General features: G+C 62.2%; 10 protein-coding genes. All 10 read right to left on the minus strand.

Going from position 1 to position 13,761, the window contains the following annotated elements:
• Nucleotides 1-50 precede the first annotated feature (50 nt).
• The 10 genes from H6X51_RS12335 to glnE all read right to left on the minus strand — a co-directional run bounded on the left by H6X51_RS12335 (nt 51) and on the right by glnE (nt 13,550).
• The gene (locus H6X51_RS12335; RefSeq protein ID WP_185267835.1) at nt 51-950 is read right to left on the minus strand and encodes a glycosyltransferase family 2 protein; all 900 of its coding nucleotides are present in this window, start codon (nt 948-950) and stop codon (nt 51-53) included.
• Between the two features lie 40 nt (nt 951-990).
• Nucleotides 991-2,739, minus strand: a complete 1,749-nt coding sequence (locus H6X51_RS12340; protein WP_185267787.1) for a carbamoyltransferase family protein — start codon at nt 2,737-2,739, stop codon at nt 991-993.
• 118 nt (nt 2,740-2,857) lie between these two features.
• Nucleotides 2,858-4,282: a lipopolysaccharide kinase InaA family protein gene (locus H6X51_RS12345; protein WP_221627331.1), complete on the minus strand. Its 1,425-nt coding sequence runs from the start codon at nt 4,280-4,282 to the stop codon at nt 2,858-2,860.
• Nucleotides 4,279-5,025: a lipopolysaccharide kinase InaA family protein gene (locus tag H6X51_RS12350; RefSeq protein ID WP_185267788.1), complete on the minus strand. Its 747-nt coding sequence runs from the start codon at nt 5,023-5,025 to the stop codon at nt 4,279-4,281. The genes H6X51_RS12345 and H6X51_RS12350 overlap by 4 nt, the downstream gene beginning before the upstream one ends.
• Nucleotides 5,022-5,837, minus strand: a complete 816-nt coding sequence (gene rfaP, locus H6X51_RS12355; RefSeq protein WP_185267789.1) for a lipopolysaccharide core heptose(I) kinase RfaP — start codon at nt 5,835-5,837, stop codon at nt 5,022-5,024. The genes H6X51_RS12350 and rfaP overlap by 4 nt, the downstream gene beginning before the upstream one ends.
• Complete coding sequence (locus H6X51_RS12360; RefSeq protein WP_185267790.1) at nt 5,834-6,955, minus strand: glycosyltransferase family 4 protein; 1,122 nt, start codon at nt 6,953-6,955, stop codon at nt 5,834-5,836. Before H6X51_RS12360 ends, rfaP begins: the two co-directional genes overlap by 4 nt.
• Nucleotides 6,956-7,300: 345 nt before the next feature.
• A complete protein-coding gene (gene waaC / locus H6X51_RS12365; RefSeq protein WP_185267791.1) occupies nt 7,301-8,395 on the minus strand; it encodes a lipopolysaccharide heptosyltransferase I in 1,095 nt (364 codons plus the stop codon).
• 5 nt (nt 8,396-8,400) lie between these two features.
• Nucleotides 8,401-9,447, minus strand: coding sequence for a lipopolysaccharide heptosyltransferase II (gene waaF / locus H6X51_RS12370; RefSeq protein ID WP_185267792.1), 1,047 nt, complete (start codon nt 9,445-9,447; stop codon nt 8,401-8,403).
• A gap of 124 nt (nt 9,448-9,571) precedes the next feature.
• Nucleotides 9,572-10,495: a branched-chain amino acid transaminase gene (locus H6X51_RS12375; RefSeq protein ID WP_185267793.1), complete on the minus strand. Its 924-nt coding sequence runs from the start codon at nt 10,493-10,495 to the stop codon at nt 9,572-9,574.
• Between the two features lie 112 nt (nt 10,496-10,607).
• A complete protein-coding gene (glnE, locus tag H6X51_RS12380) occupies nt 10,608-13,550 on the minus strand; it encodes a bifunctional [glutamate--ammonia ligase]-adenylyl-L-tyrosine phosphorylase/[glutamate--ammonia-ligase] adenylyltransferase (protein WP_185267794.1) in 2,943 nt (980 codons plus the stop codon).
• Nucleotides 13,551-13,761: the final 211 nt, after the last annotated feature.

Consider the following 13,761-nt stretch of genomic DNA (forward strand, 5'->3'; position numbering starts at 1 on the left):
TTTCACGTGTAGAAGGATTCAGCCACAAGACATATCACCCGGCAACACACTCACTTGCGTAGCCAAAGACGCAAGGCTTTGCGGGAATAACTCAGATTCAGCAATACACGCCAGTCCATCCTTAACGCATGCATGAAAAAGGCCTTGGCCTGAGTCTTTTCATTAGCCAGATAGGCACTGCGAAACAATGAAAGGCAGCGCTGTACATAGAAAGCCTTACGCATTGACCGCATGGACTCCGGCAGGCGTGAAAAAACTTCATCAACGACCTGCAGACCCACCTGCTGCCCATAACCTGTGTGGTGACGCAAGCTGTCATCGTGTTTGTAAAGCAATAATAAAGGCTCATTCAGCTGACTCACGGGGAAATGTGCCAGTGCTTGAGCAAATACCGGCAAGTCCTCCGAGTTACGGAATCTTTCTGGATAATTACCCAGATCGAACACTTCCCGGTGCATGGCACAACCACCATTGGAGAGACCCAGGGTTTTATCCAGCAGATAAGCCTTGACCCGCTCCAAAGCACCTCCAGGTAAGCGGGTATTACGGTGCCGACGTCGATTTCCTGCTGAATTGATCGAAATATGTTCACCAATGACCAAACGGCTTTGACGATTGCTCTCGATATGCTCAATTAACTTGCCCAAAGCCCCTGGTACAAATTCATCGTCAGCGTCGAGAAACACCAACCAGTCCCCTTGACTCTCACGAATGCCCAAATTACGCACGGAAGCCAAGCCACCATTTTCCTTGCGGATACTCCTAAACTGCTCTGGATAGGCTAGGTGCAAGGCGTTGATAACATCGGGGGTCGCGTCCGTCGAACCATCATCAATAATCAATAATTCCGTGCGGGCATCGCGCTGTCCGAGTATTGATTGTGCGGCACGTGCCAATGACGCGCCATAGTTATAGGCCGGAATGACCACAGAGATCAGCACCGGGGGCATATCCAGGGGTCGCGCCTCTCTCACGCTCAAGGATACTGGGTTATCCGACACATTTGCCCCCTTCTTTCACCACCAACACATCCTCCATGATCAGATACTGCAAATCCGACCCATAGAACATATTCAACGCATCCGTCGGCGAGCACACCATCGGCTCGCCACGGCGGTTGAGGGAGGTGTTGAGGGATACACCATTGCCGGTCAGCTTCTCCAGCTCGAGCATCAGGTCGTACCACCGTGGGTTGTGGCGGCGTTCCAGGACCTGGGCGCGGGAAGTACCGTCTTCGTGTACCACCTCGGGGACGCGCTTGTCCCAGCCTTCGTTGACTTCGAAGGTGAAGGTCATGAAGGGACTGGGATGGTCGACCTTGAGCATCTGCGGGGCGACGGTGTCGAGCATGGACGGGCAGAATGGGCGCCAGCGCTCGCGGAACTTGATCTGTTCGTTGATGCGGTCAGCCACGCCGGGGACGCTCGGGCAACCTATGATGGAGCGTCCACCCAGGGCGCGCGGGCCGAACTCCATGCGGCCCTGGAACCAGGCCACCGGGTTGCCTTCGACCATGATCTGGGCGATGTGCTCGGGTACGTTGTCGATCTGCTGCCACTGCGGCTGGTTCGGGTGCCGTGCGCAGGCGGCGATGATGTCTTCGTTGCTGTAGCTGGGGCCGAGGTAGACGTGCTCCATCTTCTCCACCGGCACGCCGTTCTTCACGGAGATATAGGCAGCGGCGCCCACCGCCGTACCGGCATCGCCGGAGGCCGGCTGCACGAACAGCTCCTTGACCTCGTCACGGGCGATGATCTTCTGGTTCAGCTTGACGTTCAGCGCGCAGCCGCCAGCGAAGGCGATCTTGCCAGTTTCGCGGATGATGTCACCGAGGTAGTAGTCCATCATCTCCAGCGCCAGCTTCTCGAACAGGGCCTGCATGCTGGCGGCATAGTGGATATAGGGGTCGTCGGCGATATCCCCTTCGCGCTTGGGACCGAGCCATTCGATCAGCTTGGGCGAGAAGTAGTAACCCTTGCCCTTTTCCTTGTAGCGACGGAAGCCGATCACGTTGGCGTAATCGGTATTGATGATCAGCTCGCCATTCTCGAACTTGGCCAGCCGCGAAAAGTCGTACTTGGCGGCATCGCCATAGGGCGCCATGCCCATGACCTTGAACTCGCCATCGAGCATCTCGAAGCCCAGGTATTCGGTGAGCGCGCCATACAGGCCGCCCAGCGAATCCGGATCGTAGAACTCCTTGATCTTGTGGATCTGGCCATTCTCGCCGTAACCGAAGAAGGTGGTGGCGTACTCGCCCTTGCCGTCGATACCGAGAATCGCCGTCTTCTCCTGGAAGCCGGAACAGTGGTAGGCACTGGAGGCGTGGGCCAGATGGTGTTCGACCGGTTCCAGCTTGACCTTCTTCAGATCGAAACCCAGCTGCTGCAGGCACCACTGGATGCGCTTCTTGTAGCGATGATAACGGCGGTTGCCCATGAAGATGGCATCCAGAGAACGATCAGGGGCATACCAGTAGCGCTTGGCGTAATGCCAGCGGGCCTTCTCGAAAATGCTGATCGGCGCAAAGGGGATGGCGACGATGTCCACGTCCTCCGGCTTGATGCCGGCCTGCTCCAGGCAGAACTTGGCGGACTCATAGGGCATGCGGTTCTTGGCGTGCTTGTCACGTACGAACCGCTCTTCTTCCACAGCGGCGATCAGCTTGCCATCGATATACAGGGCAGCTGATGGGTCATGGCTCAATGCGCCGGAAAGTCCGAGAATGGTCAGGCCCACGGGTACACCTCTTTCAGAAACTGGGTAAAGGGGACAATTTTATACACATTTGCCGCTACTGGCTCGTTTGGTCTGGCAGTTATGACAGCCCAGCGTGTTCTGTCAACTTATGCCCCTTTCAGCGAGGCATGACCGATTCCAGCCATTGTGCCAGGGCCGAGCCTGCAGGCCAGTTACGGATGAAGCGTGCGCGGTCTTTGGCCCAGGCCTTGCGTCGCCCGGCCTCGCTGCGGTGCGCCTGCATGACATCCAGATCGATCAGCACCACCTGCCGGTCGTGCCACAGCAGGTTGGTGGCCTTGAAGTCGCCATGGCTGATACCCGCATCGACTACCTGCTGGAAAACTCCCAGCAAGGCATCAGCCGTGGTCGAGTCGGGAACCGCGGCACCGGTTTCGCCCAACTGCTGTAGCAGGTTCGGGCCCGGACAATACTCGCTGATCAGCCAGGCCTGGCGGCGCCAAAGCCCGATACGACGCTCGATCATCGCCAGCGGGGTGGGCGTGGCGATGCCGAGAAACTGCAGCCGCCAGGCCGCCAGCCAGGAGTGCCAGGCACGACTGGGACGCCAGAAGCGCGTGAGCCAGTGACCGAAGCCCTTGATGTTGTAGCGTTTGACGACCACCTCACGACCACCAACGGTCGCCATGGTAACCGTGCTGCTACCCCCGTCCTTGAGCAGAGGGGTGCCGCTGAAGGCACTATCGGGGTCAGCCAGCAAGGGCGCCAGCGCCTGCTGGGCCGAACGCAATACCACAGCGAAGCGGTCGAACGAGCGGTGCACCGCGAACTGACTGCAGTCGCGCAGGGTCTTGTCGAGAAAATTGTTCAGCCGGGTCTGGCGTTGCTTGTGGATCTGCGCCAGCAGTTGCTGCCGGTCCAGGCCGTGCAGCGGATTGGCGTCGAGATAGGATGGCAACAGATGATCCACCTGCGCGTCCCACTCTGGCATCAGTTGGGCAAAAAACAGTGCGAGGTTGGCCTGGGCGGTCGTTAAGGGCAGCGGTTTTCCCGGCTCCGCCACCTCGATCGCATCCCCATCGATAACATACAACCGCTGCTGGTCCTGAAGGAAGTTGCCCAGATGCAGGTCGGTCTGCGCCAGCCCCTGGGCATGCATGGCGGCGATGGCCAGCAGGGCGTCCCGCAGAATGGCGAGCGCTTCGGCATTGCCCGGTGATCGATCCGCCAGTTGCTCCCAATGCTGCTGCAGACTCTGTGCACCCGGCAGGTACTCGGTCAGCAGGTAGCACCCGCCGCCCGGCAGTTCACCACTGTCCAGCAGCGCAGGCGTGGTGATCCCCGCTCTCTGCAATGCTTGAATGCCCACGCTCTCGCGTTGCCAGTGCCGTTCGGCGCCGGTGGCGATGAACAGCTTGGCGAGCACTTGCCGGCCATTCCATTCGCCGCGCCCAACCAGGCGCTTGCCCGGCAGGATACGCAGCCACTGCTGGATCAGCAGCGGCTGGCCCGCGGCAAGCGGCAGGCTGATATCGACCGGCGGGGTGCGTCCGGCCTCGCGCAGTCTGGCGGTAGTGCTCACTCTCGTCCCTCGAAGAATGCCAGTATGGCTCTGATGCGTTTCTTGTCAGCGGCGTCCAGATGCCGACGCCGGGTGTATGCCAGGTAGAAGCGGAGGCGATCAGTGCGCCTCAACTGATATTTGCCCACCTTGTCGAGGCAGGCCAGGTCCTTGATGATCCGGTAGCGCAGCAGCGGGCCAGGCCAGCGGCTGCCTGCGGGACAATCGATGAAATAGACCTGTGGCGCGGTCTGACGATCAACCAGGATATTGCGCCACTTGAGGTCGTTGTGGGCGAAACCATGCTCGTGCATGATGCGCGTGGCGTCGGCCACCTGTGCCATGACGGCAGCCAGCCAGCGCCACTCGCGCAAGCGCGGATCCTGGCGTCTGGCCAGCTGCGCCAGATCATCGGTATCGTCGATCCCCAGCGTGATCAGCGCTCCCCGACCGAAACCGAGCCCGTCGCGCTCCATGCCATAAGCCACCACCGGCACCGTGGGGATACCCCAGCGCTGGAACTTCAGCAGATTCTCCCATTCGGCACGGACCCGCGGACGACCGATCCAGCGTCGCAGATTCTTGCCGGCCGCCACATAGCGCTTGATGTAGTAGCAGCGCCCCTGCAGGCAGAGCCGCTGCACGTCACTGATGTCATCTGCGGTAACCGGCTCGCCCTGCAGCTCGAACACGCTGGGCAGATCGGCAAACAGACTCGCGGCCTCGCCCTCGGCGAGGTCTGTGTTGAGTACCCAGCCGGTCATGTGCCGCTGCCAGACGCATACTTGCGCTCGAAGCGCGTTTGCAGTTTGGCCGCCTTGCGCTCGAGCATACTGAGCAGCACTGCCTCTTCGGTAAAGATCTGGCGCAGCGGCAGCTGGAAGTAACTCTTGAGAAAGCGCAGCTTGTCACGCTCGGTCAGACCGATATGCAGGGCGGAGAAATATAGGCCGGCCAGATCCTTGTCGCGCCAGCGGCGCGGCACACTGCTGCGCACCTGGGCCCGGTGCAGGTCGATCAGCGACAGGCGCAGGTTGTCCGGGGTCGGCGGGGTGTCGGTATGCAACAGGAAGTGGCAGATATAGCAGTCACGGTGATTGACCCCGGCACGGTGCATGCGCCCGGTCATCTCGGCGACGCGGTGGATGAGCGCATGCTTGAGCCCGGCTGGCGGCGGATAACTTGGCCAGTTTCGACTGAAGTCTTCCAGGCTGATGGTCGGCGCCAGTTCCTCGGTGATGATGAAAGAATGCCGGGCGGCGGGATTGCCGCCACGCTCGCCGAAGGCCACGGCGGTCATGGTCGGTACGCCGGCCCGGGTCAGAGCCTCGATGGCCTCCCATTCCTGGTCGGCGCCGAGCACCGGCTTCTTGAGTGTCGACCAGTTCTTGAGTATTTCGCCCCAGCCGACACCGCGATGGATCTTGACGAAGTAGCCGCGCCCAGCCACCTCGGTGCGCAGGGTGCGGCGAGCCTCCAGCTCCCGGAACACCTCGCCCTGCAGCTTTTCGACTTCAGCGAAGGCATCACCATCGGCCCACAGGGTCCTGAATGGTTCGTGCAACACCAGCTTCAAGCGAACTCTCCCAGGATCACATCCGCCGCTCGCGCCGGCATGCTGTACAGGTCGGCATGCTCGGCATAGTCCAGGGCATTCTGCTGCCATTCCTCACGGGTTTGCCGATCATCCAGGATGCGCGCCAGCCAATTGTTCAGCGTGGCCTGCTCGAAGGGCTCAGGCACCACCAGCCCACAATCAGCCTCTTCGATGTAGTGCGCGTAGCCGCAGGCCGCCGTGGTCAGTACCGGCAACCCCGCCACCAGCGCCTCCAGCAATACCGTGCCGGTATTCTCGTTATAGGCCGGATGGATCAGCAGATCGGCGCCCAGCAGAAAGCGCGGCACATCGCTGCGACCCTTCAGGATCTGTACCTGCTCGGACAACCCCAGGCCACGCATCTGGCGCAGGAAAGGCGCCGGATCATCGGCACCCATGACGATCAGCCGGGTGCGCTGGCGCAAGGCGGCCGGCAGTGCTGCCAGCGCCTCCAGGGTACGATCCAGCCCCTTGGTCTTGAAGCCTGAACCGATCTGCACCAGCAGCAGCTCATCATCGCCCAGGTTGAACTCGGCACGCAGCTCCGCCCTGACCTCGGCGGCATTGGCCGGAGCACGTCGATCAGTGGCGATGCCGGGTGGCAGCATGTGGAAGCGCTCGAGTGGCGTGCGGTAGTGCTTCATGAACAGCGGCAGCTGCAACTCGGAGATCATCAGTATCTCGGTGCGCCCCTGCGGGGCGAATACCGCCCGCTCATAGGCGGAAAAATGCCGATAGCGCGGGCTGTACTGATAGAACCAGCTGCGCTGATTCTGCGCCTTGTCCTCAAAACAGCCATCGGCAGCGTAATAGACATCCAGCCCCGGCATCTTGTTGAAGCCCACTACGCGGTCAACCGGATGGCGCTTGAGATCCGCCTGGACCTCGGCGACGAACTTCTCGTTGCGCCCCTGACTGGTCAGAGCCCGGGCCGGAACAATACGAATATCGAAACCTGACGGCCGCTCCCCTTCCCAACCCATGGTATAGACGCGAATGGCATGACCGCGTTGCTGGCATACCTGGGCAATCCGCAGGAAGTCACGCTGCAGGCCGCCGAAGGGGAAGTATTTGTACAGTACGAACGCCAGTTGCATCGAAGTTCTCTTGGGCTGGGCTCTGGATCAAGGGGCAAAGTTTAACATAGCTGGGCAGGTGCTGCGGTGGGTGGGCTGTTTCCGCCTCTCTCTCCCTCTCTCCCCCTCTCCCCAGCCCTCTCCCGCAAGGGGAGAGGGAGTCAGGCCGTGCCTATCGCAACGCCTGAGTTTTCCTGCAGAAGTGAATTTGTGCTGCTTGCAGGGGAAATACGGAGGCTCGGGCACGAGTCACCTCTCACCCCTTGCGGGAGAGGTAGCTTGTCTATGCCTATCACAACGCCTGAGTTTTCCTGCAGAAGTGAATTTGACCTGCTTGCAGGGAAAACACGGCGGCTCAGGCGCGAGTCACCCCTCGCCCCTTGCGGGAGAGGGGCCGGGGGAGAGGGGGTGAACACCAAGCAACACCCCCTCCAGCTCCGTCATCACCCGCTCGGGCTGCAGCCGGGTAAAGCACAGCGGCAATTCCCGGCGCAGGTCGAAGCGCCTGGCGTCTTCCGGGGTCGGTTCGTACTTGCACTTCTTGCTCATGCAGGGTGCGCAGGGGAAGTCGCTGGCCAGGTGTACCTGGCTGCGGCCATAGGCACCACTCCAGCCGGGGTTGGTTGGCCCGAACAGCGATAGCGTCGGTACGTCCAGCGCCGCGGCCAGGTGCCCCAGGCCGGTATCCACCGCCACGCAGGCGCTGGCGCCGGCGAGAATGCTGGCCATGCCGGCCAGCGGCAGCCTGGGCAGTACCTGTACACCGGGCAACCCCTGGGCAATACGCTCGGCGCGAGCTTTTTCCGCATCGTTACCCCAGGGCAGCTTGACCTGCAGGCCACGCTCGACGGCCAACTGCGCCAGGCGCTTCCAGTACAGCTCCGGCCAGTGCTTGGTCACCCAGGTAGTCCCATGCAGAAAAACCACATAGCGCTCAGCGGACTGCTCGCCGGCGAGGCAGCTGCGATCCAGGCCGTAATCACCGGTATCGGCCGGCAATCGGTAACCCAGCGCCTGGGCGAACAGTTGCCGCACCCGCTCCACCGCATGCTGGCCCCAGGCTACAGCGATGCCCTGGTCGTACCAGCGGCTGGCCAGCGGCTCGCGGGCCGAATGGCGATCCAGCCCGACCACCCGGGCCTTGATCCCGGTGGTCAGCAGCGCGCTCTTCACCAGCCCCTGGGCATCGATGACCAGGTCATACCTGTGGGTTTTCAGGCGCCGGCGGAAGCGCTGCCACTCGCCACTGCGCAAGGTCTTGAGCGGGTGCTTGCGCCAACGCCGGATGGCCACCGGAATCACCTCGGCCACCGCTGGATGCCACAGCGGGATTTCGGCGAAGCCCTCTTCCACCACCCAGTCGAAGCGGATACCGGGAATCGCCGCCTGGGCATCGGTCAACGCCGGCAGCGTATGAATGACATCGCCCATGGAGGACGTCTTGATCAGCAGGACACGCATGCTGCTCAGAGATCCGACGGATCGGCCAGCGGATCACCCACCAGGCGATCCAGGGCATCGATTACCCGCTGCGGTTCGAGGTCGCGCAGGCAGTTGTAATGGCCGAAGCGGCAGGTCCGGTCGAAACAGGGACTGCAATCCAGGCCCAGCCGCACCACCTCCACCTGCTCGGCCAGCGGCGGCGTGAAGTCCGGGGAAGTCGAACCATAGACTGCCACCAGCGGCCGGTTCAGTGCTGCGGCCACATGCATCAGGCCTGAATCATTGCTGACCACGGCGGTGGCACAGGACAGCAGGTCGATGGCTTCGGCCAGGCTGGTTTCCCCGGCCAGGTTGCTCGACTCTTCACGCAGACCGGGGCGCAGGCGCTCGCGGATCTGCTCACCGACCGGATGGTCGTTCTTCGAGCCGAACAGCCAGACCTGCCAACCCTGGCGCACTTTCTGGTCCGCCACCGCAGCGTAGTGCTCGGAGGGCCAGCGCTTGGCCTCGCCAAACTCGGCGCCCGGACACAGCGCCAGCACCGGTCGATCCAGCTCCAGGCCGAAACGTGCCAGCGCCGCCTCGCGGCTGGCTGGTTCGATCTGCAGGGTCGGTCGCGGATAGGGCCGTTCCAGCTGGTGCTGCGGCTCCGATGCCAGGGCCATGAAGCGCTCGATCATCAGCGGATACTGCGCCTTGTCCAGCACGCGGATATCGTTGAGCAGGCCGTAGCGCATTTCACCGCGCCAGCCAGTGCGCCTGGGAATACCGGCGAAGAACGGCACCAGCGCCGACTTCAGGGAATTGGGTAGCAGAATGGCCTGGTCGTACTGGCCGGCCAGGCTCTTGCCGATGCGCCAGCGGCTGGCGATATCCAGCACGCCATGCCCCAGCGGGAAGCTCAGTGCCTGACGGACCTCGGGCATGCGCTCAAGGATCGGTCGGCTCCAGTCCGGAGCCAGCACATCGATGACGCAGTCGGGGCCGTGACGCAGCTTCAGGCAGGCAAACAGCGTCTGCGCCATGACCATGTCACCGACCCAACTGGGACCAACAATCAGAATTCTCATCAAGCCTTACATCCTATCCGTCATTGCGAGGAGCGTAGCCCGGTGGATTGCCACGCCCTGCGGGCTCGCAATGACGTCGCGATGACACCCTGCGAAGCCGCAATGACGGTATTCAGCTTTCAGCTCACTTGACCAGCGTCAGCCATTCACCGCGCGCTGCAACCTTGCCGTTGACCAGGTCGAAATACGCTTTCTGCAGCTTCTCGGTAACCGGGCCGCGACGGCCGATACCGATCTGCCGGCAGTCCACTTCACGGATCGGCGTGACCTCGGCGGCGGTGCCGGTGAAGAAAGCCTCGTCGGCGATATACACCTCATCGCGGGTGATGCGCTTCTCGACCACCTTGATGCCCATTTCCTCGGCCAGGCTCAGCACGGTGCCACGGGTGATGCCGTTCAGGCAGGCGGTGACTTCCGGAGTATAGATCACACCGTCCTTGACGATGAACACGTTCTCGCCGGAACCTTCGGCCACATAGCCTTCCGGGTCCAGCAGCAGCGCCTCGTCGGCACCGGCCGATACCGCTTCCTGCAGCGCCAGCATGGAGTTCATGTAGGCACCGCTGGACTTGGCGCGGGTCATGGTGATGTTGACGTGGTGACGGGTGAACGAGCTGGTGCGGATGCGAATGCCCTGCTCCAGTGCTTCCTCGCCCATGTAGGCACCCCAGTACCAGGCGGCGACGGCCACGTGCACCTTGAGGTTGTCGGCGCGAATACCCATGCCCTCGGAACCGTAGAACACCAGCGGACGGATGTAGGCGGTGTCCAAATTGTTCTCGCGTACTGCAGCGCGGCACGCCTCGTTGATCTGCTCCTTGGTGTAGGGAATCTTCATGCCCATGATGTGGGCGGAGTCGAACAGGCGATCGGTGTGCGCCTGCAGACGGAAGATGGCGGTCCCCTGGTCGGTGTTGTAGGCACGGATGCCCTCGAACACGCCCATGCCGTAGTGCAGCGAGTGGGTCAGAACATGCACGTTGGCCTCGCGCCACGGCACCATTTGCCCATCGAACCAGATAACACCATCACGATCAGCCATCGACATAACAACCAGCTCCATTCATATATATCTATCTACTAGGTTCAGGTGCTCCGCCAGGGAGCTTGCCCGTTGCGTTCTGGCCTGATCATGCCTGCCGAAAGATTCTCAAGGTCATTCAGGCATCCGCCACGTCCGGCAGCCATTGCTGCCAGAGGCGGATGATGTCATGTCGGTAGTCATGAAACTGGTCGCCAGGTGTTTTCCCCGGCTGCTTTTGCAAAGCCAGGCGATGGGCTGCTGCTCGGTAGGCCTTGTAAGCCTCCTGCACACGCTGAACGTCCTCACCGGCGATCAATCCGGCGTCACGCAGCCCGTCCAATATTCTGATGTTATCCGTAAAGCGCAGTAACTCTGGGTACCGGCACGACCAGGCCAGGACCGCATATTGCACCATAAATTCGATATCGACGATACCTCCCGCGTCATGCTTGAGATCAAACAACGCTTCGGCGCTGAAGGCAGACTCGTCGAAACCCGCCCGTGTGGCTTGCGTGGCCAGGTTGTCGCGCATCTTCTGGCGCATGCCCAGCACTTCCTGACGCAGCACCTGCTCATCCCGCTCACGGCCCAGCACCGCCGCACGCAGGGCATCGAACTTGTGACTCAGTTGCGCGCAGCCGGCCAGTGGCCGCGCCCGTACCAGGGCCTGGTGCTCCCAGGTCCAGGCCTTTTCCTGCTGATAGCGGGCAAAGGCCTCCAGCGAAGTGACCAGCAGCCCCGAATCGCCCGAGGGACGCAGGCGCATGTCCACGTCATACAGCACACCGGAGGTGGTCTGGGTATTGAGGATATGGATGATGCGCTGGCCCAGCCGGGTATAGAAGCGGCCACCATCCAGCGGGCGCGGACCGTCGGTCTCGGCCTCGGTATCACCGTCGTGGATGAAGACCAGGTCCAGGTCGGAGCCATGCCCCAGCTCGATGCCGCCGAGCTTGCCGTAGCCGACGATGATGAAATCCAGCTCGCAGGCGCTGCCATCATGGCGCCGCGGCACGCCGTGGCGCCGGACCATGTCACGCCAGGCCAGCTGCAGCACCTGCTGCAGGATGGCCTCGGCGATCCAGGTCAGGTAATCGCTGACCTTCATCAACGGCAGGCTGCCGGCAATTTCCGAGGCCGCCACACGCAACGTGTGGGCACGCTTGAAATAGCGCAGCACCTCCATCTGCTGTTCCAGGTCGTCTTCGGGAATGCGCAGCAGTTGCTGGCGCAGCTCGTCCAGCAGCTCACCGGTCTCCGGCGGCCGGTACAGGCGCCCGGCATTCAGCAGCTCATCGAGCACCACCGGATAACGGGCGATCTGCTCGGCGAGCAGCGGGCTGGCCGCGCACAGCACCAGCAACTCGCGCAACGCCCCGGGGTTTTCCGTCAGCAGCACCAGGTAGGCCGAGCGCCGTGCCACCGCCTCGACCAGCGGCATCACCCGCTCCAGTGCCAGGTCCGGATCATCCTGCTCGGAGGCCATGCCCAACAGGCGCGGCATGAAGATATCCAGGCGTTCACGCCCCATGCGTTGCATGGCGCGCACGCGAGCGGAGTGCATCAGGGTCTGCAGCAGGTTCCAGGCCCGCTCCGGGTCCTTGAAGCCGCCTTCGGCCAGTTGCTCCTGGGCCTGCTCCGCCTCGGGGAAACCGGTCAACAGCGTCATCCACTCGGCATAGGGTGGCTGCGCCTGGTCCTGATCCTCGTCCGGATCAGCAATCACGCCGGCGAAATGCCGCTCCACCCGGCTGCGCTGCAGCTCCAGCTGGCGGCGGAATTCGTCCCAGCTGTCGAACCCCATGACCAATGCCACCCGCGCCTGATTCAAGCGGTCGGTGGGCAGCATCTGCGTCTGGCGGTCATCGATGGCCTGCAGCGCATGCTCGGTATCGCGCAGGAACAGATAGGCGCCCTTGAGCTCATCCACCGCCTCGTCCGGCAGGTAGACATTGGTCGCCAGCACATCCAGCACCGCCAGGATCGGCCGCTGCTGCAGGCTGCGGTCGCGCCCGCCGTGGATCAACTGGAATGCCTGACCGATGAACTCCACCTCACGGATACCGCCCGAACCCAGTTTGACGTTGTCCTGCAGGCCCTTGCGCTGCACTTCGCGCTGGATCATCTGTTTGAGATTGCGCAGCGCCTCGATGGCGGCAAAATCCAGATAGCGCCGATAGACGAACGGCTTGAGCATGCCGAGCAACTCGGCGCCGGCCTGCTGGTCACCGGCAACCACCCGTGCCTTGATCATCGCGTAGCGTTCCCAGTCACGGCCCTGGCTCTGGTAGTACTGTTCCAGCGCATTGAAGCTGAACACCAGCGCACCGCTGTCGCCATAGGGGCGCAGGCGCATGTCCACGCGGAACACGAAACCGTCGACAGTGACCTCGTCGAGCAGCTTGATCAGGCGCTGCCCGGCACGGGTGAAGAATTCCTGGTTGGACAGGCTGCGCCGCCCACCCTGGGTGTCGCCCTGCGCCGGGAAGGCGAAGATCAGGTCGATGTCCGAGGACAGGTTCAGCTCCTGGGCGCCAAGCTTGCCCATGCCCAGTACCACCATGTGCTGTTGCACACCGGCATGACTGAAGGGCGTCCCGAAATCGCTGGCCAGTTGCTGGTAGACCCACTGATAAGCCTGGTCCAGGCAGACATCGGCCATGTCCGACAGGTCACGGGTGGTTTCCATGGTGGCGGCCTGCCGGGTCAGGTCGCGCCAGATGATGCGCACCTGATGCTGCTGGCGAAAGCGCCGCAGCCGCTGCGCCAGCTGGTCCTCGCTGGCGCTGTCGGCCAGCGCCGCGGCCAGCAGGCTGGCCATCTCACCGGGAACCAGCGAACGCCACAACTGCCGCTCCTGCGTCAGACGCCAGGCCATGGCCGGGTCACGGCGCAACTGCTCGGCGACGAAATCGCTGCCGGCCAGCACCTGCTGCAACTCGCTCATGAAACTGTCGCCCAGCAGCGCCAGATCAGCTTCCAGCCCCGCCTGGCGTACCGCCGCCAGCCACTGCGCGAGGTGGTGGTCCACGACCGAGTGCAGTGCGGCAGGCAATGTGGCGGGCAATGAAAAAGACATGGTCTATCCTGATTACATCCGAAGGATGCAGATTGCCACGCTCGGGACACACGGAAAAGCCTGAAACAAAAAAACGCGGTCCAGATGTAGTTTCACTACAGAAAGCCCCGTGACCGGATGGTTTTTTTGTTCCAAATGTAGTAAAACTACACGCACCGTTGACCATTGCATTCCCGAGCCACACCACCACGCTCAGGTAATGCGATTGTTT

Origin of the sequence: Halopseudomonas xiamenensis (assembly GCF_014219065.1) — a bacterium.
Lineage (GTDB): Bacteria > Pseudomonadota > Gammaproteobacteria > Pseudomonadales > Pseudomonadaceae > Halopseudomonas > Halopseudomonas xiamenensis.